The sequence below is a fragment of the Ochrobactrum sp. PL_is483 genome (assembly GCF_055816855.1).
This window is the reverse complement of record NZ_JBVPGS010000038.1, coordinates 184696-206286: the sequence shown is the minus strand read 5'-3', so window position 1 is coordinate 206286 and position 21591 is coordinate 184696. Positions and strand designations below refer to the sequence as shown.

Below are 21591 nucleotides of genomic sequence, written 5' to 3'. Positions count from 1 at the left end.
GCAGAGACAGTTTTGGCGGGCTATAGAAGCATGTTCTTTGCAGGAGCGAATCCTTCTATAGTCCGCCCATGCCAATTCGACACTTAAGCGAAACCATCATTAACCAGATCGCGGCAGGGGAAGTCATTGAACGCCCCGCCAGCGTCATCAAGGAACTTGTCGAGAATGCCATCGACGCCGGTGCGACCCGTATTGAGGTCGTGACAGGCGGCGGCGGCAAGACATTGCTGCGTGTGACCGATAACGGTTCGGGAATTCCGGTCGATGAGCTTCCATTGGCAGTTTCCCGCCACTGCACCTCCAAACTTTCCGATGATGTGCACGATATCCGCGCACTTGGATTTCGTGGAGAAGCTCTGCCATCTATTGGCTCGGTGGCAAAACTGACCCTCAAATCCCGTCCGCAGGATGCGGACACCGGTTTCGAAGTTTCGGTTTCCGGCGGACATCTCGATGGTCCCCGCCCCTCCGCGCTGAACCGCGGAACGATTGCCGAGGTGCGCGATCTTTTCTATGCGACACCGGCCCGTCTCAAATTCATGAAGACGGATCGTGCGGAAGCGTCAGCGATAACCGATGTCGTCAAGCGCATCGCGATTGCTTTCCCGCATGTCCGCTTTTCGCTTGCAGGCACCGACAGAACACCACTGGAACTGGCTGCAACCGGTAGTGGCGCGGAAGCAACGCTTGAGCGTATCAATCAGGTTCTGGGAAAAGAATTCGGCGAAAACGCGCTTGCCATCGACGCCGAGCGTGACGGTGTGCGTCTGGCTGGGTTCGTCGGCATTCCCTCCCATAATCGCGGCAATGCCCTTCATCAGTTCGCCTATGTGAACGGTCGCCCGGTGCGTGACAAGCAACTTTTTGGCGCGCTGCGCGGGGCCTATGCAGATGTCATGGCGCGTGACCGCCATCCGGTTGCGGTCCTGTTCCTGACGTTGGACCCGGCATTGGTTGACGTCAATGTGCATCCCGCCAAGGCTGATGTGCGTTTTCGCGATCCGGGCCTCGTGCGCGGATTGATCGTTGGAGCGATCAAACAGGCACTCGCGCAATCGGGCATTCGGCCTGCAACCAGCGGTGCAGACGCCATGCTGCAAGCTTTTCGTGCGGAAGGGGTGCGGCCTTCCCCGCCATCCTTCACATCGCGTCCCGCTTCGACAGGCTATGCATCCGGGGCTTGGCGCCCCGCAACCTCCACAACCAGAACCGAATGGTCGCCACAGACTGCACATCCTGCTCATAGGCCCCTCGACCTTGGAGCATCATCATCTTTCCAGGAAAGTGAGCAGGCGATACTCGCCGCCATCAATATGCCTGCTGCGGATGCCCGCGCGACGCTTGAAGAAATACCGGCGGAACTCCAGCAAAAACCCCTTGGTGCCGCCCGAGCGCAGATCCATGCCAATTATATCGTATCCCAGACGGAAGATAGCCTCGTTATCGTGGACCAGCATGCAGCGCACGAGCGCCTTGTTTATGAAGCGCTGAAAAATGCCCTTCACTCGCGTCCCATACCGGGACAAATGCTGCTTATTCCAGAAATCGTCGATCTCCCCGAAGAAGATGCCGAACGGCTGGTAACCCACGCAGAAACACTTGCACGCTTTGGCCTCGGGATTGAGCAATTCGGGCCGGGCGCTATCGCCGTGCGTGAAACGCCTGCAATGCTGGGAGAAATGAACGTACAGCAACTGATCCGCGATCTGTCTGACGAGATAGCGGAGCATGATACTTCGGATGGCTTGAAAGCCATGCTGAACCATGTGGCCGCAACCATGGCTTGCCACGGTTCCGTGCGTTCGGGACGGCGGTTAAAACCTGAAGAAATGAATGCACTCCTGCGTGAAATGGAGGCAACTCCCGGCTCAGGCACCTGTAATCACGGGCGACCGACCTATATCGAACTGAAACTGACAGATATCGAACGGCTTTTTGGCAGGCGCTGACAGAATTGCCGCCAGGCAGCACAGGACGCTGCTGGACGCAATGCCCTGTGCTTGCTAGAGTCCTCAATAGAGGTTTAGACACATGAATAGATTTGAATCCCCCCGCTCGTCCGAAGCGGTTTTGCGCTATCTCGATGGTGATTATGAGATCGTCAGGCACGGCGCCTATGTCGCATGTGCGGTGACGGGTGCCCATATCCCGCTGGATGAGTTGAAATATTGGAGCGTCTCACGGCAGGAGCCTTATGCAACCGGCCTGATTTCTTTCGAGCGCGAGCTTGAAGTCAATCCTGAATTGCGCAGCCGCAAGAAGGCTTAAAATTTACTCATAATACGGCTTTTGAAACGCTCGATGACCGTATCCAGAATGCGGTGAAGAGCATCGCCGCGATCAAATTTAAGATCGACGTCGAGGACAGCGAGTTTCGCCAGAAATCCTGCGGGAACGCCGATCATCGTTGCCAGACGCACCTGATCTTTTGCCGTGGTAATCAGTCCCAATCCTTGACGGCGAGCCGTATCGATCAGGCTGCGAATATCGTCCGCACCGAAACTGTGATGATCCGGGAACGAGCGAGTTTCAACAATCTCGCCGCCTGCTTCGGCAACGCTCGCATAGAATTTTTCGGGATTGCCAATGCCCGCGAATGCAAGCCAGCGATTGCCCGCCACAGGTGCGATAGAGGACGGCTCAAGCCTGGCTTCATAAATCGGCCTACCCGCTCGCGCTGCCTGACGAATAACAAAATCAGCACCATCGCCCTTGCCTATGCGAAGCAAAGCGTCTGCCTTGCGCATCTGGTCTGTCAGTGGAGCCCGCAAGGGACCGGCCGGTATGACTCTGCCGTTGCCAATACCCCGCGCGGCATCCACCACCAGCAGCGAAAAATCGGCAAAAAGCCGAGCGCTCTGAAAGCCATCATCCATGATGATGAAATCACAGCCGAGGGTCTGTAAATGGTGAGCTGCCTTCAGTCGATCAGGACAGAGTGCTACCAACGCATGACGTGCGAGCAGGAGTGGTTCATCCCCAACATAGCGAGCGCTATCCTGGGCGATATCAACGACGTGCAATCCCTTATAGGCACCGCCATATCCACGCGAGACAATTCCGGGCTTAAACCCCCGTGCCTTTGCCTCTTCTGCGAAAGCAATTGCGGTCGGTGTTTTCCCCGCTCCGCCGACAGTAAAATTACCTATGCAAAGAACGGGCAAAGAAATCTTCGGTGGTTCAGCTTTCAGGAGCCGACGTCCAGCCACCGCGCCGTAAAGCCAGGCAGCGGGTGCCAATGACAAAGCGCGCCAATCAGGTTTTTCCCACCAGAATGGCGGCGCCTCGCTCGCCATGCTCAGAATCCGTCCGGCCGATAGGCTGCATCATTGCGGTTGCCCGGCAGTTGCGCCTGCAAAATCAATGGTTGGATAAACGGCTCAAGTGTTACAAGCGTACGGTCCAGCGCGCCGCGCATATCCCTCACTGTATTCACCCCCGCATTGATCATTGCGCGAAGGTGCTGGGGATTATTGAACAGGAAATTGATCGCTCCCGCCAGCATGTTGCGATCCTTCACAATGCGTGCGCCGCCGTTTTTGATGAGGCGCTGGAAGGATTCCCGGAAATTCTGGACGTTCCGCCCCGTTAGTACGGCAGTTCCCATCATTGCCGGTTCCAGCGGATTATGTCCGCCTTCCTTGGTGAGTGAATTACCAATAAACGCTATCTCGGTCAGCTGGAGATACAGCCCCATCTCTCCAATCGTGTCTCCCAAAAGGATATCGGTGTCGGCTTCAATCAGCTCACTGGCGCTACGTCGCACAACCTTCAGTCCCTTTTCAACCAGCATAGCCTCGATGGCTGGAGCGCGATCCGGATGACGCGGCACAATGATGGTAACAAGATGCGGATAGCGCACCTTCAGCATCTGATGGACTTCAGCCGCGATTGCTTCTTCTCCGTCGTGAGTGGAGATAGCGGCCCATGTCCGCCTTCCGGCGATCTGGCGTTGCAATGCGACCAACACCTGCGGATCAGCAGGCGGAGGGTTCGTGTCCACCTTGAGATTACCTGAAACACTCACGGGGCGCGCACCGAGCGTCCGAAAGCGATCTGCATCGAGTTCCGACTGCGCAACCACATAGGCAAAATTTTCAAAGAGCGCCTCCGCCAAAGCCGGCCTCTTCTGCCAGGAAGCAAAGGAACGATCAGACATGCGCCCATTGACCAGAACCTGCGGCGTATGCCGACTGCTGAGCGCAAGCACCGTTGCTGGCCAGACTTCGGACTCACAGCCAATAGCAAGATCCGGTTTCCAGTGGTTGAGAAACTTGTTCAGCGCAGGCTGCAAATCCAGCGGCGCATATTGGTGGATAACCTTATGGCCTAGATGGTCAGCGACAAATTTTGCCGAGGTCACGGTCCCCGTCGTCAACACGATATGAATACCGGTTGCCGCAATCCGCTCGATCAACGGCGCGATCGCAACGGTCTCTCCCACACTTGCCGCATGTGCCCAGATAACTGGTCCTTGCGGACGCATGATGGCAGATTTGCCGTAGCGCTCGCCGCGACGCAACCGTTCTTCCTTGCCGCGCGATGCGCGGTAGGCAATGTAAGGGCCCATGAAAGGATAAGCCGCAGAGCCGAGTGCACGGTAGGCAGACAAGATATTGCGCGCCCAGCGTTCGCTCATTTCGCTTTCTCCAACGCTGCATAGGCCTTGGTGGTCGCGTCGTTGAGTTGGCGCGTCAGCTCCATGCGTTTTTCTTCCAGTTGCGTTTCATCGGCATCAGCATCGACCCATACGTTTTCGCCACGTACGATAATCGAACGCCCAAAGGGCAGCGGAATCGTCGTCTTATCCCAAGACTTTTGCAGAACATGGTTCCGCGAGAAAGCATAAGCAACCGGTATTATCGGGCGACCGGACAATTTCGCCAATAAAATGATACCATCTCCGGCCTCACGCGCCTTGCCATGCGCAATGTCTGCAATTATCGACGCCGACTGACCTTTTTTTAGCGCATTCTTTAATGTCAGAAGTGCTCGCGCCCCACCCTTTTCAGGCTTGGAACGCGAACCGCGTCCGCCGGAACCGCGCACTGTCAACAATCCTAGTTTTTCCGCAACGCGAGCGTTCAACTCCGCATCCGCACTGCGCGAAAACATGGCAACCAGTTCAATACCCTTGGGGCAGATAAACGGCCCCATAAGATGCTGTCCATGCCAAAAGGTCACGATGAAAGGATCATCCTTGCCAACGAGCGCTTGCGGATCGGCAGATTCCTTCAGACGTGAATTGGTGAGATAGACAAATTTGAAGTAAGCGGTGATCAGCCACACAAGTACGGATTTGACCACCGCAGACTGCGCCAACGGCCCGCGAATGCGCCGCCAGAAGCGCTTCGCGAACCCTTGCTTCTTACGCCCGGCGTTCTGGCCCGGGCTATCTCCGCTGTGCATCCGGTATTGGCCGCAGCTTAGTCCGCCTTCAATGTCACGCCTTCCGGGTCGAGCAACCGATGCAGGTGCACGATGAAATAGCGCATGTGAGCATTGTCTACCGTTTGCTGGGCCTTGGACTTCCACGCAGTCTTGGCCGTTTCATAATCCGGATAGATGCCGACAATATCGAGGTTTTCAAGATCACGGAATTCAACGGTGCCAAGTTTTTTCAACTCGCCGCCAAACACCAGATGAAGAAGCTGCTTTTTGTCGCCTTCGACGCTCATGACAATTATCCCTGAACAAATTTGGTTCGCGGCATGATTAACCCAAGGGTCAGCCCGCGACAACACTCAACATTTCTTGCAGAAGGTTCCCGCTGGCACCAACGAGAGCACCATGGCTTAACGTCGGACCACCATAAATGATCGGCAAGGCATCGCTCGTAAGGACCGCCCCACCCGACTCACTCAGAATCAGATCAGCTGCTGCCAGATCCCAATCATGCGAATTTGGCCGAATGAAGGTACCGGCTATATCTCCTCGCGCCACCATCGCGATGCGATATGCGAGAGAAGGAACATATGGATGAATCTTTACCCGATCTCGCCAGCTTTCTGGCAACGCCGTTACCATATTGCGCGCTGACGCAATGACGATCTGCTCTCCAGGCCCCGGTAGGCTGGCGTGAATGGCGATACCGTTCTGCAAAGCACCGATTCCGTTGCCGGCCTCAATCAGTTCCTTACGCGCCGGACATTCCAGAACGCCAGCCAAAGGGCGCCCGTTCTCGACTATGGCGATGCTTACACACCATTGATCTTGTCCGGCAATAAATGCCCTCGTGCCATCAATGGGGTCAACCACAAACGCCTGACTGCGTTTTACAGCGACCCGTTCATCGACAGTCTCTTCCGATATCCAGCCATAATCTGGCCGTGCATTCAAAAGGACACCCTTCAGATAGCGATCGACTGCGAGATCGGCTTCGCTGACCGGCGACATGCCGTCTTTCAGCCAAACCTCCGGAGACTGGCCGAAATAGCGCATCGCAATGCGACCAGCCTCGCGCGCCGCCTCACGCAGCAGCGCCAGATCGCTGGCAATCTCTTTATATTTGTCAGTTTCCGGCAAGGGTCATGCCTTCGATCACAAGCGTCGGTGCCGCCATCCCGAAGTTTCGGTCAATATCAGACGCTGGCGTCATATTGAGGAACATGTCCTTGAGATTCGAAGCAATCGTCACTTCGCTGACAGGATAGGTGATCTCGCCATTTTCAATCCAGAACCCCGATGCCCCACGGCTATACTGGCCGGTAATCATGTCCACGCCCTGCCCGAACACCTCTGTCACGTAAAAACCAGTGCCGACAGCGCGAATTAATTCTTCAGCTGTCCGCAAACCCGGCTCGATGGCAAAATTGGTGGATGCAGGTGAAACACCAGAACCGGAGCGAACGCCACGCCCATTGCCTTGCAGCCCAAGTTCACGAGCGCTCGAACCTGAAAGCAGCCAATGATTGAGAACACCATCCTCGACCATCGTCAAGGGCTGCCCCTCAATCCCTTCACCATCGAACGGACGCGAAGACGAACCGCGCACACGCAAAGGATTATCGGTAACATTTATACCGCGCTTCAGAATCTGTTTTCCAAAACCGTCGCGAAGAAAGCTCGTCTTTCGCGCGACCGAAGCACCGTTGATCGCACTTGCGAGATGTCCCGCAATGCCGCGCGCAAGGCGCGGATCAAAGACGACTGTAACGGGCCCGGTCTTTGCCTGACGCGCGCCCAACCGCCTCACTGCGCGTTCGCCAGCGCGACGGCCTATGTCCTCGGGTGTATCGAGATCAGCAAAATGCAGACGCGAACTGAAATCGTAATCGCGCTCCATTTTTGTACCTCCGCCCGCAATAGCCGAAACTGATCGTCCGAAGCGCGTTGCAGCGTAGTGCCCTGAAAACCCCGTGGACGTGACCAGCACCAGCCCTCCCAGACTGCGTGAAGCGCCAGCCCCTCCTGAATTCGTTACGCCGTTGACCGCCAGCGCCGCCGCTTCCGTTGCAAGCGCGTCCTGGGTGAGGCGCTCGGAATCAATCTCCATTGGGTCAAAGAGATCAAGGTCACGAGGCGAAGCCACAAGCAGGGATGGATCAGCAAGTTGCTCATAAGGATCTTCCGGCGCAACCCGCGCCATGGCTACAGCCCGCTCTGCAAGACGGTCAGGATCGGCGCCCGCATTGGCTGAAACACTGGCAATGCGGCGGCCAACAAAAACACGCAAGGCGAAATCGTCGCTTTCCGACGATTCGGTTCCCTCGACCTTGCCTAATCTCACCGAGACGCTAACAGACCGCGCCCGCATCACAACCGCGTCAGCGTGATCGGCACCAGCTCGCTTTGCTGCAGCTACGAGAAGGGCTGCCCGATCAACGAGATTATCCGCCGAACTATCTGAAATCATTATACAATCCGAGTTTCCCAAGCATATCACGGCTCAACCGGGCACCGCAACTTTCGGCGAGGGAGAAACCGGGACTTGTTAAAAAATATCGTCAAACTGTTCGACAATGGGCTGATTACAGCCATATCTTGTTTCTATATTGCCGAAATCAAAGGGCTTCAAGGCAAGCCCTTCCACATTTCTCCAAATTCCAAGAGCTTGGCATGGTTGCAACCGGCGGAAATCTCTATCTACAGTGTCTGATGATTTTGGGCGGCGCCATTATAGCCGCGCCGCTGTTCAAGCGATTAGGGCTTGGCACGGTCCTCGGTTATCTTGCCGCCGGCATTACGATCGGCCCTGTAGCCAGCCTCATCGCCGATGGTGAGGAATTTCTACACTTTTCCGAACTTGGCGTTGTATTCCTTCTCTTTATTATCGGGCTGGAGTTGAAGCCGTCGCGACTTTGGGCGCTTCGCCACTCGATTTTCGGGCTTGGCACTGCGCAGGTTCTGCTTTGCGGAGCCGCCTTGACCGCCCTCGGCATCTACTTCGCTGGCCTCAGTCCGCAGGCAGGCGTTATCATTGGTTTCGGCCTTGCACTCTCTTCCACGGCATTTGCCATGCAGGTTCTGGAAGACCGGGCCGAAACAAACCAGAAGCACGGCCAGCGGGCCTTTTCGATTCTGCTGTTTCAGGATCTCGCTATCGTGCCAATCCTTGCCATCATTCCGGCACTCTCTCCGAACGAGCCTTCACAAGCAAGTGCCGGGTTCCATCTCGCCACGGCTATCGCGGCCATCGCAGCGCTGGTCGTTGCCGGACGCTATCTTATCAACCCGATGTTCCGCATTATCGCCAACACCGGTGCTCGCGAAGTAATGATTGCAGCAGCACTCTTCGTTGTATTGGGATCGGCCAGTTTGCTGCAAGCCGCCGGATTGTCGATGGCTATGGGTGCGTTCATTGCAGGCGTTCTGCTTGCAGAATCCTCCTATCGGCACGAACTTGAAGCGGACATTGAACCTTTTCGCGGCATTTTCCTTGGACTGTTCTTTGTTGCGGTCGGCTTGTCGCTGAACCTCACGGTGATCCTGCAGTACTGGAAGATTATTCTTCTTGCGGTGCCCATCTTCATGACAACCAAGATCGCCATCATTTATCTACTATGCCGTATCTTCCGGTCCAGCCATAACGATGCGGTGCGGATTGCCTTTCTTCTTCCGCAGGGAGGCGAATTTGCTTTCGTCCTGTTCTCTGCGGCCTCGGCTGCAGCCATCATTTCAAGTGCTCTCGGTTCCGAGCTTGTGGCCGCTGTCACCGTATCCATGGCTCTCACGCCGCTTTCCGTGGCGATCGGATCGAAGCTGCTGATCAAGGACAAGACTATCGACGTCATTGAGGAAAACTACGAGGGCGCAGGTTCTGACGTTTTGATGATCGGCTTTTCGCGATACGGTCAGATTGCATCGCAGATTCTTCTTGCAGGCGGTATCGACGTAACCGTGATTGACAGTTCGCCAAACCGTGTTCGTGCAGCCGGGAAATTCGGTTTCCGCATTTACTTTGGCGATGGCACCCGCAAGGACGTGCTGGAAGCCGCTGGAATTCGAAAAGCAAAGATTGTCGCCGTCTGTACACACAAAAAGGAAACGACCAACCACATCGTCAATCTCATACAGTCAGAATACCCGGATGTACGGCTGTTCGTTCGCTCCTATGACCGCGAGCATACGTTGCAATTGAGGGCTCAGGGCGTTGAATACGAACTGCGAGAAACCTTTGAGTCCGGTCTCCTTTTCGGTCAGCGGACGCTCGAAGGTCTTGGCATGGCCGAAGCACAAGCTTACGGAATTCGCGAAGACGTCCGTCAGCGCGACGAGGATCGGCTCCACGTGCAGGCATCCGAAGGAATCCTGGCGGGTCGTCACCTGTTGTTCAACAAGCCGGTCACACCAGAACCTCTGGTGAAGCCCACCCGCGAAGGCCAGCGCATCGACAAGGGTACGGACGATATCCTGTCCGCTTCACCGTCAACCGACACGGTCGGATCCCCGATCCCGGCGGAATAGCAAACAGTTAGAGCGGCTCCGACGGTTTCGTAAAAGCAGGAACCGCTCTAGGAAGCCGATAAATTCAAGTTGCAAGAGTTGAATTTATCGGCACCACTTTTCCCTCGACCGCCAGTTCTATGGCGCGCTTCAATTCGTCACGAATGTCGGCGCTCTGCTGCAGGATTTGCTCGAACTTCAGAAAATCGAGCAGTCCAATTCGTTCAACGTTGGGACGGATGAATACATGCGGCGGGCGAATGCGGAATTTATTCTCGATGATAGAGCACATCGTAAGCTGGTTCGCACCGATCACCGCCTCAAATGTGGTTGGCATGTAATCATCTGGTCCGACCGGGGTCCCGACAACATCGATGCCAATAACGATATCAGCCTCGTCGAATAACAAATCGAAGGGAACGGGATTGAGCAAGCCGCCATCGACCAGAATACGACCATTCCGGCGTACCGGTGCGAAAACGGGCGGGATGGCGCAGGATGCTGCGATCGCAGATCGCAGATCGCCGTCGCGAATATGAATCTCCTGAGCGGCGTGGAAGTCTGCCGCTGTGATACTCATGGGAATTTTCAGCTCTTCCACATTGGCGGGCAGGCTCACAGGCAGAAAAACGTCCAGCACCTTCTCGATATTGAACTGGCTAACACGCAGCCCCCCCTTGAGCAATTCTACCCAACGCGCTGGACGGGTCTGCCACACGCGCCTTGCGACTTCCGAGCGGCGATTGAAAATCGCCGCCATATAGTCGTGAATTTCCCTGCCGGTCATGCCACTGGCCATTCCGGCCCCTACGATCGAGCCGATTGAAGAACCCGCGATGGCAACCGGCTTAATGCCCAGTTCGTCAAGCACCTCAACAATATGGATATGGGCAATGCCGCGCGCCCCACCACCGCCGAAAGCGACGGCTATTCGGGGGGAAGACGGAATTGCCTTTTCCAAGTTGGCACCTTTCAGCTTTGGGCTGGACCGTAGATCAGAATAGCTGGTTCTGCTTCAAGCAGCTTCTTGGCAATGGCTTTCACCTGATCCAGCGTCACTGCATCAATCAGTTGCGAACGCTTGTCGATATAATCGCGCTGGAGTTCGGCTTCCTGCAAGCTTACGAGCGTTTCGGCGATTGCCGCAGAAGAATCCAGATTGTTGACGGCATAGGATCCCTTGAGGAAGCTCTTGGCTGCGGCCAGCTCCGCTTCTGTCGGACCATCGGCAGCTATCGCGGCAACCTGTTCACGGATGATTTTCAGCGATTCCTGCGCCTTATCAGGTCGGGTTGCTGTCGAAATCATCAATGCTGAAACATGGTCGCGCATAACCATGGATGAGGAGACCGAATAGGCAAGGCCACGCTTTTCACGCACTTCGGCATAAAGGCGCGAGGTGAAGCCACCACCCAGAATATGGTTCATCAAATAGGCAGCGAAGAACTCGGGGTCCTTGCGCGGGATAGCCGGATAGACGAAGCTGATCGAGGTCTGCGGCATATCAAAATTGAGGCTGGTGGTTGTACCCAGCGCCAATTTTGCATCAGGCACGGGAACCAGTTCGGCCGTTGCCGGCAATTCACCGAATACCTTATCGAGCAGTCCACCGAGATCTTTGGCGCTGATAGCCCCCACGACGCCGATTGTCAGGCGGTCCCGCGCAAAGTTCTTGCGATGAAAATTCACCAGCTCGTCGCGTGTGATCGATTGTAGCGACTTCACGGTGCCGTCGTTGGGACGTGCATATGGATGATTGCCATAAAGAACTTCGGAAAACTTGCGCGATGCGATCGTCGAAGGGTCGCGTTGCGAAGCTTCGATGCTGGCAACGACCTGCTGGCGAATGCGGTCAACGGCATCCTGATCAAAGCGCGGCTTATTGACTGCAAGGGCAAGCAGACTGGTTACTGTATCGCGATTTTCGGCAAGCATGCGAATGCCGCCTGAAACCGAATCCTGCGTCGCGGAAAAGCTCATTTCCGCGCCCAGATTATCCATCCGTTCCTGAAACGCGTCCGATTTCAGATCGCCCGCGCCTTCGTCGAAAAGACCCGTCATCAGATTAGCCAACCCTTCCTTGCCGGAAGGATCCTGCGATGTGCCGCCCTTGAACGAAAACCGCATCGAAATAAGTGGGACCGAGTCATCCTCGACCAGCCAGGCATGAATGCCTTTTGACGAAACAACTTCCTGAATTTGGATGGCCCGTGCGGGCAAAGCGCACACAACCAACAACGTCATAGTCGCCACGTACAGGCCCAAAGCGGACCGAGCATGGCGAGACTCAAAAACACGTTTGAAGTTCAGCATGAGAATGTTCTTCACTGGATCGCTCCTCCCGCCCCGTTGCCGCCTACGCCTTCAGCGGATGCATTCGGGTTCTCGCGAGCACTTTGCGGCTCCGCATTCGGTGGAAGCAGGTAACTTGTTACCGATTGGTCTTTAACGAGATAACGTGTCGCGACATCCTTGATCTGGTCGACGGTAACGCTCTTGATGACCTCCGGCCATTTCTGGACGTCGTCAACCGTTTGTCCCACCGATAACGATGAGCCATAGATCCTTGACATACCCGCCTGGCTATCGCGCGCAAAGATAACTGCTTTCAGGAAGCGATTGCGAGCCTGATCAAGCTCGGTCTGACTGACGCCATCCTTGATGATCCGCGCGACTTCGGCTTCCACGGCCTTTTCGACATCGCCGAGTGTAGCGCCATTGCGCGGCGCACCATAAACGGAGAACGTACCGTCATCGAGCGCGTCGCCGCCATAGCTCGCTCCCGTATTGGCGGCGATACCCTGTTTGACGATCAGTTCCTGATAAAGACGCGAGCGCAATGAACCTCCCAGAATTTCACTCAGGAGATCCAGAGCGGGAGCATCTCCCGGCTTCACATTCGGAAACCGCTTTTCATTCGCATAGGACGGCACAAGCCAGGACACACGGAATGAGGGCGTGCTGACACGTTCGTCGTGCAGCGTCACAACGCGGGCCGCATGCTTCGCAGGCTCCTGCGGGCGCTCTCGCGGCAGGACTTCGGCGCGTTTCGGTACCTTTGCCCAGGTTTTCAGTGTCAGTTCGCGTACGCGCTCAGGTGAAACATCTCCGGCAATAATAAGCGTCGCGTTGTTCGGCGTGTAATATTGCTGATAAAAATCGATAGCGTTCTTGAGGCTCAGCTTTTCCATCTCCTGCTGCCAGCCGATGACCGGCTTGCGGTAGGGATGGTTATAGAAAAGAACGGCGTCGGTGTTTTCCATGAGCATGGACGCAGGGTTCGAGTCGACCCGCATGCGGCGCTCTTCCAGAATAACGTCCCGTTCTGTTTTCACGGCCTCTTCGTTCAGGATCAGATTTTCCATCCGGTCCGATTCGAATTGCATTACCATTTCCAGAGCTTCGGGCGATACGCGCTGAAAATAAGCCGTATAATCATAGGAGGTGAACGCATTTTCCTGCCCTCCGATGGAGGCAACTTTCGCGGAGAATTCACCTGCCGGATGATTTTTCGTTCCCTTGAACATCAGGTGCTCAAGGAAGTGCGCAATGCCCGAAACACCGGGTGCTTCATCCGCCGACCCTACGTGATACCAGATCATCTGGGTCACGACCGGAGCGCGATGATCCGGGATAACCACCACCTCCAGGCCGTTTGGCAAAGAAAAATGACTGACACCGTCCGACTGGGCAATTTTGGGCAGGGTTTCCTGCTCGACGGCTGGTGCGGACGTCGTTGCCGGTTGTGCTTCAGCAGGAGCGGGCTGATTATCCGCCCGGACAGCACCGCTTGCCAACGGCAACACCATTACGAAACCCAGGGCGGTGGATAATAGCAAGCGCCGGAGTGAGGGGCTATTCACCAAGCGACATCTCCAATCGGTTTCATTACTACCCGGTCATTCCGGCAGCATATCAACTTTCATGCGGACAGGATCGTCCGCTCATTCAACTGGGGGCTTTGCATTGGATCAACCGAACGATTGTGCCCCCGTAGTTACGCTCTTCCAGGACAACGAATCGCTCATCCAGTTCCAACGCCGCTTCACCATCTTCTTCAAGCACCAAAAGTGCGTCAGGATTAAGCCAACCGCCTTGGAGTGCTGACAAAAATGCCTTTTCCCCCATGCGTCGTCCGTAAGGGGGATCAGCAAAGACCAGATCGAACGGCTCCATCGTACCGACGATACCCAGCTGGCAGGCATCGCGCCGCAAAATCTTCGTGTGCCCCTGAAGACCGAAGGCCTCGATGTTCTGGCGCAGCAATCCTCGTCCTTCGGCAGATTCCTCCACGAAGGTCGCGTAGCGGGCGCCTCGCGACAAGGCCTCCAGACCAAGCGCACCGGTACCCGCAAACAGGTCGAGCACGCGTGCGCCCTCCACCTTATCGGGGAACTTGTGCGCAAGAATGTTGAACAGGCTCTCGCGGGTGCGGTCGGTGGTAGGACGAATAGCGTTGGTCGAGGGCGTTACGAGCGCACGCCCACGAAACTTACCGCCGACGATCCGCACCGCCGCCTCCACTTCTGCCACCGCCTGACTTGCCGCCGCCACCCGGTTTTCCGCCTGGCTTGCCACCCGGCTTATTTCCGGGGCCGCGACGCGGACCATCATCAAAATTGCGGGACTTGCCGCCGGGGCCACTGCTGCGTGGGCCTGAACGCGTATCGCGGTCGGAAGCGCCAAACCGGCCTTCTCCACGCGGCCCACCCGGTTTACCGGATTTGCGCCCCTCAAAGCCACCCTTGCCACGTTCCGCGCTCCGCCCCTCTGCGTCACGCAATTCTGCACGCTCGCGCTTGCCGGGGCGGCGCTCCTTGCGTCCATCCTCGCGAGGCTCGCGGCGCGCCTCTTCCGAGCGATTTGCATCAGGACGCGATGGACGTGCATCCTTGTCAAAGCGGCCTTCTGGACGCTTGCTGTAGCGACGTTCGCCGCCTTCTTCGCGCCCTTGGTCCTCATCACCAACCCGGCGCGGACGCATCTGCAGATCACCACTGAACTTCGCCGACCGATGCGGAAGCTGATGCTCGACACGCGCCGACTTTGCGGCTGCCTTTTCACCCTTCGGGCGTGCACCCGGAGCCATCCAGACATTGGCATTTCCGCGACGACGCGGCTCGACTTTTTCAGTCTTGTCTTCGCGTCCGCGGCGACGATCCCCCGTGCTGGAAATCCATTCGCGCTCACGCGGCTGACGGCGACGTTCGCCTTCCTGACCTGGTTCGCCTTCTTCCATTTCGCGGCGTGTGCGCCCTTGCACCGCCGTATTGGAAAATTCATTCAAAACCGGCGCATCGAAATCTGCTCCGGATTCCTCGATAAGCTTGTCACCGAGCTGATCCCGCAGGATACGCCCCTTGATTTCGCGCACCGCGCCTTCTTCAAGGTCGCCGAGCTGGAACGGGCCGAACGAAACGCGGATAAGCCGGCCGACCGTAAGCCCCAGTGCGCCGAGAATGTTCTTTACTTCGCGGTTCTTGCCTTCGCGCAGTCCGATGGAAATCCAGACATTGGCGCCTTGAACACGTTCAAGTTCAGCTTCCACGCTGCCATAGAACACGCCATCCACGGCAATGCCGTTCTTCAGATCATCCAGCTGTTGCTGAGTGACCTTGCCGTGAGCACGCACGCGATAGCGGCGAAGCCATCCGGTGGACGGCAGCTCAAGGACTCGAGACAAGCCGCCATCATTGGTCAGCAGCAGAAGCCCCTCGGTATTGATATCGAGCCGCCCAACCGACAGCACGCGAGGCATTTCCGCAGGCAGCGCCTCAAAGACCGTTGGACGACCTTCCGGATCACGATTTGTCGTCACGAGCCCTGCTGGCTTATGATAAAGCCAAAGACGGGTGCGTTCGGCCTGCTTCAATGGCTTGCCGTCGACCGTAATGACATCCGTACGTTTCACATTGACGGCCGGACTTTCCAGTACCTTGCCGTTTACTGCAATACGTCCGGCCGCGATCATCGTTTCAGCTTCGCGCCGCGACGCAATTCCAACGCGAGCAAGACGCTTGGCGATGCGTTCACTCGTCTCTTCCTGACCCTCAACATCGCGCGGCCCGAATTTGCGCGACTTGTCGCGCCCGGCATCATCGCGGCGCTGACGGCCTTCGCGGTCTTTGTCACGGTCTGTCCGCCCGGGACGGTCGGAGCGTCCTCCACGGCCATGCGGACGCTTGCCGTCCTTGTTGTCGTCGTCTTTAGTCATCTGATATGGCCTTTCAGCAGCGCTGCCGTGTCACCCTACACCTTTAATGACAGGCAAGGGACAGCCGGAAACAGGAACGCCGTATAAATCCGTTCGCAAATCGGTTTCGATTTCGAGAAATATGCAGTAACAAATCACTCCATGGCTTGCGAGCGAAATTTCTGAAAGAATGCACGAAGTGGAACAGGCGTGAAAAAGCGTGCCGAAGCCATGAACCGGAATGTGGCAGCTCCAATGGAGGTCGCGTTAGCAGAAGCGCGCGCTGCCAGTGCACGCGGTGAGGTCCCCATTGGTGCGGTCATCGTGCATCAGGGCTCGATCATCGCACAGGCGGGCAACCGTACACGAGAATTCAACGACGTAACCGCACACGCTGAAGTGCTTGCAATCCGCGAAGCAGGTCTGGCGCTGCAATCGGAACGACTTGTCGATTGCGATCTCTATGTAACGCTGGAGCCGTGTGCGATGTGTGCGGCCGCCATTTCTTTCGCCCGCATACGTCGCCTCTATTACGGCGCTTCCGATCCGAAAGGGGGAGGCATCGAATATGGGCCGCGCTTTTACACGCAGCCCACCTGTCATCATGTACCGGAAATTTATGCAGGCTTCTCCGAAGGCGAGGCCCAAGCGATCCTGAGGGATTTCTTTCGAGAGAAACGCTGAACGGTTCAGTTCAACACTTTCCGGCCGGTCATATAACGCAACGTATCATCCCCTAGCGCGAAATGATGGACAAGCGCCATCAGAACATGTCCCGCAATAACGGCCAGCAAAACCCATCCCAGCAAACCGTGCAACGCGTTGCCCGGAGCAGTCAGAACCGCATTTTGCACGCCTGTCTGTTCGAAAATCTGGATGCCAAGAAACGCGAAGCCTCGCCCACTGCCATATGTACGCAGCAGAGCCACCGCTGGAACTGTGAACATCAGTCCATAAATTGCAAGATGACCCAACAGAGCGAGCTTTCCGGCGAGGCTTTGCTTATGCGGTCGGCGGTGAATATTCAACAATCCCCAGATACCGCGCAGCAGGACAAGCATCAGAAGCACAAAACCAAGCTGGTGATGCGCAGACCAGAAAAAATTATAAACTGCCGTATTCTTGGCAAAGATACGAAGAATGGCAGACATAAACTGCCATAGAAACAATAAAGCCATCGACCAATGGAGCACTCTGCTGAGCAGTCCATATCCACTACGACTATCTAAAAAATTATTCACATTGCTCATATAATCAAACCTTACACCTAGATCTAATATGATACGATCTATTGAAAATTGATCTTTGATTGAAATCAAATAAACGTCAAAAGAACATTAAAAAAATTTAACAATAGAGTGAGCATGATAAAATGCACACTCTATAACGAAGAGATACCGGCCTACAGACTAACCAAACACCCCTTGTTCGAACTGAATCAAACCGCCGCGACATTACTCTCAAATACAAAAAGCCGCAGATTAATTGCTGCGGCTTTTCTGGGAATACCAATTCAATATTAGTTCCAGGGCAGATAATCGCGCCATCCCTTGGACTTGCCGGACGCCTTCTTGCGCTCGCGTTCCTTCTGGGCCTCATCTGTACCCAGCTCACCTACAGCAGCGGTTGATGCAGGCTGGCGGTAAGCAAGCGGCGGCTCGCTGAGATAGCGGCGCGTCGTGGAAGACCCCTGAACCTGCTGTTGGCGCGCTGCCTTGTAGGCTGCAACCTTTGCCGGATCGAATGTCGGCGTGCGGGATTCATAGTCTTCGCGGCGGCTATTGCCGCGGGGCAATGCCGCCTGGATATTGGACGCTACCGGCACATCCTGAACGACCGGAGATACGAAATTCGGATCATCGCGGTTCGCGGTAATTTCGTCCCGGAGGCGCTTGCGGCGCTGTTCCGGCGATTCCGGCCAATTCGGATCGTTAGCGCTGGCAACACTTTGTTGAGGCGCAGGCAGCTGGCCCTTGTCACCCGGAGCCGGGCGGACCAGATCGGGACGCGGCTTGTAGTCAATCCGCTCTTTCTTGTTCTTACCCTGTCCGAAGCTCGCCAGATTCGACACATCGTCAAAGAGCTGCGCTCCTGCCGTTTTGTCGGTTCCATAGGTTGGCGAAGACACGCAGCCAGATAGCGAAACTCCCGCTATGGCTGTCATAAGCACCAGAACTCGTCCTTCAATCTTCATTAGCGCCACTTCTTTTACGCCTGCCGGTTTTATCTTCACCAAGATTTGCTCAGACGAGCCTTGACTGAAAAAACCGGCAACTCCAAGGCAGATCTTGAAATTATCCGAGGACTGCCTTGTACATGAGTGCAACCCATGCGGCAATCCGATGTTAACCGCTATTTCACCATGTTCGAAGGGAAGTTTGCAACCCCGTTTCTAAAGCTCCCGGCACGCGAAATGCCGAGAGCAACTTCGCGCGAATGCGATCAAACCTCAAGCTTGCCCAGAGCCTTGAGCTCGCGAAGCGCCATCGCGTCCCGCGCCGACACCTCGGGAAACTCGGGATCGGAGCCGACATCCGTCGTATAACGCCATGAGCGGGCGCATTTTTCACCCTCGGCGCGTGCAGGCACAACGGCCACACCTTTTACATCACCGAGCGTGAAGGCATCGTCAGGCGCGTTGGCATCGCTCAGCGAAATGCCGCTTGTGATGCAGATTTCCGCAAAATCGAGACCCTCGAGCGAATCGGTCAGGCTCTTGTCGGAAATGTAGACAACCGGAGAAGCTTCCAGCGACGATCCGATGCGCTTGTCGGCACGTTCCAGTTCAAGAGCACCCGTGACGACACGGCGCACCGCGCGCACCTTGCGCCACTTTTCAGCCAGCACGTCGTCGCGCCATTCGGCTGGCGTCGGGCGGAATTGTTCGGCATGGACCGAAACCGACTGCGGATAACGGTCGAGCCATGCTTCTTCCATGGTGAAAGGCAGCATGGGCGCAAGCCATGTCGTCAGGCGGTCGAAGATTTCGCGCACGGTCTGCAACGCGGCCTTGCGGCGAACGCTTGACGGCGCATCGCAATAAAGCGCGTCCTTGCGGATATCGAAATAGAAGGCCGACAGCTCGACATTCATGAAATCGATCAGCGCACGGGCAATGCGCTTGAAGTCGAACGCGTCATAACCGGAACGGACGACTTCATCCAGCTCGGTCAGACGATGCAGCATCAGGCGTTCCAGTTCCGGCAGATCGGCATGAGCGACGTTTTCGCCTTCGTCATGCGCCAGCGTGCCGAGCATCCAGCGGATGGTGTTACGCAGCTTGCGGTAGGCGTCGATATTGGTCTGGATGATGCTCTTGCCGAGGCGCTGATCTTCCCAATAATCGGTCGTCATGACCCACAGACGCAAAATATCCGCGCCGGATTCCTTGATGACGTCCTGCGGGGTCACCGTATTGCCGAGAGACTTCGACATCTTCTTGCCATGCTCGTCCATGGTGAAGCCATGGGTCACAACGGCATTGTACGGCGCGCGACCCCGCGTACCGCAGCTTTCCAGAAGCGAGGAATGGAACCAGCCGCGATGCTGGTCGGAACCTTCGAGATATACGTCCGCCGGCCATTTCATGTCCGGGCGATCTTCCAGCGTGAAAGTGTGGGTCGAACCGGAGTCGAACCACACGTCGAGGATGTCGCGCACCTGCACCCACGACTCACCAGCGCGGCTACCGAGGAAACGTTCACGCGCACCTTCAGCGAACCATGCGTCCGCACCTTCGGCCTCGAAAGCATCGAGAATGCGCTTGTTGACGGCATCGTCCAGGAGAATATTGCCCTCGTCGTCCGCGAAGACGCAGATCGGCACACCCCATGCGCGCTGGCGCGACAGCACCCAGTCCGGGCGACCTTCGATCATCGAACGCAGGCGCGTCTGACCGGCAGCCGGGACGAAACGCGTATCGTCGATCGCCTTCAGCGCACGCGAACGCAGCGTGGTGCCGTCGCCGAGGTTCTTGTCCATATAGACGAACCATTGCGGCGTGTTGCGGAAGATGACCTGTTTCTTTGAGCGCCACGAATGCGGATAGGAGTGTTTCAGGCGACCGCGGGCGAAGAGCTTATCGCGGGCGATCAACTGATCCATGACGGATTTGTTGGCATCACCCTTCTTGCCGTTGTCGTCGATAACGCGTGCAGGACCGCCTTCGCGGTCCGGACCGAAGCCCGGCGCGTCCTTGGTATAAAAGCCGGCATCGTCAACGGGGAACGGGATGGCGACATCGATACCGCGCGCTTCCAGCTCACGGACATTGTTCATCCAGGCTTCAAAGTCTTCACGACCATGGCTCGGCGCAGTGTGCACGAAACCGGTACCGGCGTCGTCGGTGACATGATCGCCGTCGAGCATGGGTACAACGAACTCATAACCGCCGCCAAAGCCCTTCAACGGATGGTCGAGCACAACCTTGCCAAGTTCGTCCGTCGCGACGCCGCGCAAACGCTTGAACTGGAGCTTGGCCTTGGCGAAGCATTCCTCGGCCAGCTTGTCGGCAAAGATAAGCTTTTCGCCGGGACGCGGGCCGAAGTCGTTCTCGGCTTCGGTCACTTCGTAAAGGCCATATTCAATCCGCGAGGAATAGGACACAGCCCGATTGCCGGGAATGGTCCATGGAGTGGTCGTCCAGATCACCACGGCGCTGCCAGAGAGATCGTTCTGACCAGCCACCGGGAACTTGACCCAGATCATATCCGACTCGACGTCGTGATATTCGACTTCAGCTTCGGCAAGTGCCGTGCGCTCGACGACCGACCACATCACCGGTTTGGAGCCACGATAAAGCTGGCCGGAAGCGGCAAACTTCAACAATTCGCCCGCAATGCGCGACTCGGCATGGAAGTTCATTGTCGTGTACGGGTTTTCAAAGTCGCCCAGGATGGCGAGGCGTTTGAATTCTTCCGTCTGGACCTTGATCCAGCTGGCGGCGAATTCCCGACATTCCCTGCGGAATTCGTTGATCGGCACCTCATCCTTGTTCTTGCCTTCAGCGCGATATTTCTCCTCGATCTTCCACTCGATCGGCAAGCCATGGCAATCCCAGCCCGGAACGTAGTTCGAGTTATATCCGCGCATCTGGAAGGAGCGCGTGATGACATCCTTGAGAATTTTGTTCAGCGCATGGCCGATATGGATATTACCGTTGGCGTAAGGCGGACCATCGTGAAGCACATAAAGCGGGCGATCCTTCGCCTGTTCACGCAACTTCTTATAGAGGTTCATGCCCTCCCAGCGCTCGACGAAAAGCGGCTCGCGTTGCGGAAGCCCGGCGCGCATCGGAAATTCTGTCTGCGGGAGATAAAGAGTTTTGGAATAATCGATTTTGGTCGTCTCAGTCATGAGGGTATTCGCCTGTGAAGCCCCGGCCAGAGATGGCGGGCATGTGGATCAAAGAAAACAGGGGACTGTAGAGCACAGCCGGTCGCTCCCGGACCTCCGCACCACATATTGCCTGGCAAAACAGCCGTTCAGGCAAAGCGGGAGGCCGGGCCAATAAT

The 21591-nt window shown here is 56.3% G+C and carries 17 protein-coding genes and 1 pseudogene; 4 read left to right on the top strand and 14 right to left on the bottom strand.

Features of this window, described 5'->3' with window-relative positions; all coding sequences use genetic code 11:
- Positions 1–68 precede the first annotated feature (68 nt).
- Positions 69–1949: a DNA mismatch repair endonuclease MutL gene (mutL, locus tag AC0TNJ_RS16665; RefSeq protein WP_473771736.1), complete on the top strand. Its 1881-nt coding sequence runs from the start codon at positions 69–71 to the stop codon at positions 1947–1949.
- Between the two features lie 82 nt (positions 1950–2031).
- On the top strand, positions 2032–2268 hold the full coding sequence (locus AC0TNJ_RS16660; protein ID WP_122001062.1) for a DUF2093 domain-containing protein: 237 nt from the start codon (positions 2032–2034) through the stop codon (positions 2266–2268).
- Here the strand turns inward: AC0TNJ_RS16660 and lpxK are convergent.
- From lpxK to AC0TNJ_RS16630, 6 genes are read right to left on the bottom strand one after another with little or no spacing between them, the layout of a single operon-like run.
- Positions 2265–3296, bottom strand: coding sequence for a tetraacyldisaccharide 4'-kinase (lpxK, locus tag AC0TNJ_RS16655; RefSeq protein WP_473771735.1), 1032 nt, complete (start codon positions 3294–3296; stop codon positions 2265–2267). The two genes, AC0TNJ_RS16660 and lpxK, sit on opposite strands and share 4 nt — an antisense overlap.
- A gap of 2 nt (positions 3297–3298) precedes the next feature.
- Positions 3299–4639, bottom strand: coding sequence for a lipid IV(A) 3-deoxy-D-manno-octulosonic acid transferase (waaA, locus tag AC0TNJ_RS16650; protein ID WP_473771734.1), 1341 nt, complete (start codon positions 4637–4639; stop codon positions 3299–3301).
- The gene (locus tag AC0TNJ_RS16645) at positions 4636–5409 is read right to left on the bottom strand and encodes a lysophospholipid acyltransferase family protein (RefSeq protein ID WP_473771787.1); all 774 of its coding nucleotides are present in this window, start codon (positions 5407–5409) and stop codon (positions 4636–4638) included. The genes waaA and AC0TNJ_RS16645 overlap by 4 nt, the downstream gene beginning before the upstream one ends.
- 17 nt (positions 5410–5426) lie before the next feature.
- On the bottom strand, positions 5427–5678 hold the full coding sequence (locus AC0TNJ_RS16640) for a DUF4170 domain-containing protein (protein ID WP_071633573.1): 252 nt from the start codon (positions 5676–5678) through the stop codon (positions 5427–5429).
- Positions 5679–5727: 49 nt separating this feature from the next.
- Positions 5728–6525 (bottom strand): 3'(2'),5'-bisphosphate nucleotidase CysQ, encoded by a 798-nt coding sequence (locus AC0TNJ_RS16635; protein WP_473771733.1) that lies wholly within the window; start codon positions 6523–6525, stop codon positions 5728–5730.
- Complete coding sequence (locus AC0TNJ_RS16630) at positions 6512–7855, bottom strand: TldD/PmbA family protein (RefSeq protein WP_473771732.1); 1344 nt, start codon at positions 7853–7855, stop codon at positions 6512–6514. Before AC0TNJ_RS16630 ends, AC0TNJ_RS16635 begins: the two co-directional genes overlap by 14 nt.
- A gap of 203 nt (positions 7856–8058) precedes the next feature.
- Between AC0TNJ_RS16630 and AC0TNJ_RS16625 the strand changes: the two genes are divergently transcribed.
- On the top strand, positions 8059–9906 hold the full coding sequence (locus AC0TNJ_RS16625) for a monovalent cation:proton antiporter-2 (CPA2) family protein (RefSeq protein WP_473771731.1): 1848 nt from the start codon (positions 8059–8061) through the stop codon (positions 9904–9906).
- A 64-nt stretch (positions 9907–9970) separates the two neighbouring features.
- Here AC0TNJ_RS16625 and AC0TNJ_RS16620 read toward each other — a convergent pair whose 3' ends face one another.
- The 5 genes and pseudogenes from AC0TNJ_RS16620 to AC0TNJ_RS16600 form a co-directional block, all read right to left on the bottom strand.
- Entirely contained in the window at positions 9971–10846 is an 876-nt protein-coding gene (locus tag AC0TNJ_RS16620) for a patatin-like phospholipase family protein (RefSeq protein ID WP_473771730.1), read from the bottom strand.
- Positions 10847–10857: 11 nt separating this feature from the next.
- Positions 10858–12198, bottom strand: a complete 1341-nt coding sequence (locus AC0TNJ_RS16615) for a M16 family metallopeptidase (protein ID WP_473771786.1) — start codon at positions 12196–12198, stop codon at positions 10858–10860.
- Positions 12199–12209: 11 nt separating this feature from the next.
- Positions 12210–13748, bottom strand: a complete 1539-nt coding sequence (locus tag AC0TNJ_RS16610) for a M16 family metallopeptidase (protein WP_473771785.1) — start codon at positions 13746–13748, stop codon at positions 12210–12212.
- A gap of 85 nt (positions 13749–13833) precedes the next feature.
- Positions 13834–14397: a 16S rRNA (guanine(966)-N(2))-methyltransferase RsmD gene (gene rsmD, locus AC0TNJ_RS16605; RefSeq protein ID WP_473771729.1), complete on the bottom strand. Its 564-nt coding sequence runs from the start codon at positions 14395–14397 to the stop codon at positions 13834–13836.
- Positions 14378–16147: pseudogene (locus tag AC0TNJ_RS16600) on the bottom strand (pseudouridine synthase). Before AC0TNJ_RS16600 ends, rsmD begins: the two are co-directional and overlap by 20 nt.
- Positions 16148–16309: 162 nt before the next feature.
- On the opposite strand from AC0TNJ_RS16600, the gene AC0TNJ_RS16595 reads away from it, so the two are divergent.
- Positions 16310–16762 carry a nucleoside deaminase gene (locus AC0TNJ_RS16595; RefSeq protein WP_122001224.1) on the top strand — a complete coding sequence of 151 codons (453 nt, stop codon included), beginning with the start codon at positions 16310–16312 and terminating at the stop codon, positions 16760–16762.
- Positions 16763–16767: 5 nt separating this feature from the next.
- Here AC0TNJ_RS16595 and AC0TNJ_RS16590 read toward each other — a convergent pair whose 3' ends face one another.
- From AC0TNJ_RS16590 to ileS, 3 genes are all read right to left on the bottom strand, one after another.
- Positions 16768–17328: a cytochrome b gene (locus AC0TNJ_RS16590; RefSeq protein ID WP_473771728.1), complete on the bottom strand. Its 561-nt coding sequence runs from the start codon at positions 17326–17328 to the stop codon at positions 16768–16770.
- Positions 17329–17597: 269 nt separating this feature from the next.
- Positions 17598–18272: a hypothetical protein gene (locus tag AC0TNJ_RS16585; RefSeq protein ID WP_122001073.1), complete on the bottom strand. Its 675-nt coding sequence runs from the start codon at positions 18270–18272 to the stop codon at positions 17598–17600.
- 248 nt (positions 18273–18520) lie between these two features.
- Positions 18521–21433, bottom strand: a complete 2913-nt coding sequence (gene ileS, locus AC0TNJ_RS16580) for an isoleucine--tRNA ligase (RefSeq protein ID WP_473771727.1) — start codon at positions 21431–21433, stop codon at positions 18521–18523.
- Between the last annotated feature and the right edge of the window lie 158 nt (positions 21434–21591).

Bases quoted from the DNA above. Each gene is read 5' to 3' on its own strand.
- mutL (WP_473771736.1), top strand. From the start codon at position 69: ATGCCAATTCGACACTTAAGCGAAACCATCATTAACCAGATCGCGGCA.
- AC0TNJ_RS16660 (WP_122001062.1), top strand. From the start codon at position 2,032: ATGAATAGATTTGAATCCCCCCGCTCGTCCGAAGCGGTTTTGCGCTAT.
- lpxK (WP_473771735.1), bottom strand. From the start codon at position 3,296: ATGGCGAGCGAGGCGCCGCCATTCTGGTGGGAAAAACCTGATTGGCGC.
- waaA (WP_473771734.1), bottom strand. From the start codon at position 4,639: ATGAGCGAACGCTGGGCGCGCAATATCTTGTCTGCCTACCGTGCACTC.
- AC0TNJ_RS16645 (WP_473771787.1), bottom strand. From the start codon at position 5,409: ATGCACAGCGGAGATAGCCCGGGCCAGAACGCCGGGCGTAAGAAGCAA.
- AC0TNJ_RS16640 (WP_071633573.1), bottom strand. From the start codon at position 5,678: ATGAGCGTCGAAGGCGACAAAAAGCAGCTTCTTCATCTGGTGTTTGGC.
- AC0TNJ_RS16630 (WP_473771732.1), bottom strand. From the start codon at position 7,855: ATGATTTCAGATAGTTCGGCGGATAATCTCGTTGATCGGGCAGCCCTT.
- AC0TNJ_RS16625 (WP_473771731.1), top strand. From the start codon at position 8,059: ATGGTTGCAACCGGCGGAAATCTCTATCTACAGTGTCTGATGATTTTG.
- AC0TNJ_RS16615 (WP_473771786.1), bottom strand. From the start codon at position 12,198: ATGCTGAACTTCAAACGTGTTTTTGAGTCTCGCCATGCTCGGTCCGCT.
- AC0TNJ_RS16595 (WP_122001224.1), top strand. From the start codon at position 16,310: ATGAACCGGAATGTGGCAGCTCCAATGGAGGTCGCGTTAGCAGAAGCG.
- AC0TNJ_RS16590 (WP_473771728.1), bottom strand. From the start codon at position 17,328: ATGAGCAATGTGAATAATTTTTTAGATAGTCGTAGTGGATATGGACTG.
- AC0TNJ_RS16585 (WP_122001073.1), bottom strand. From the start codon at position 18,272: ATGAAGATTGAAGGACGAGTTCTGGTGCTTATGACAGCCATAGCGGGA.
- ileS (WP_473771727.1), bottom strand. From the start codon at position 21,433: ATGACTGAGACGACCAAAATCGATTATTCCAAAACTCTTTATCTCCCG.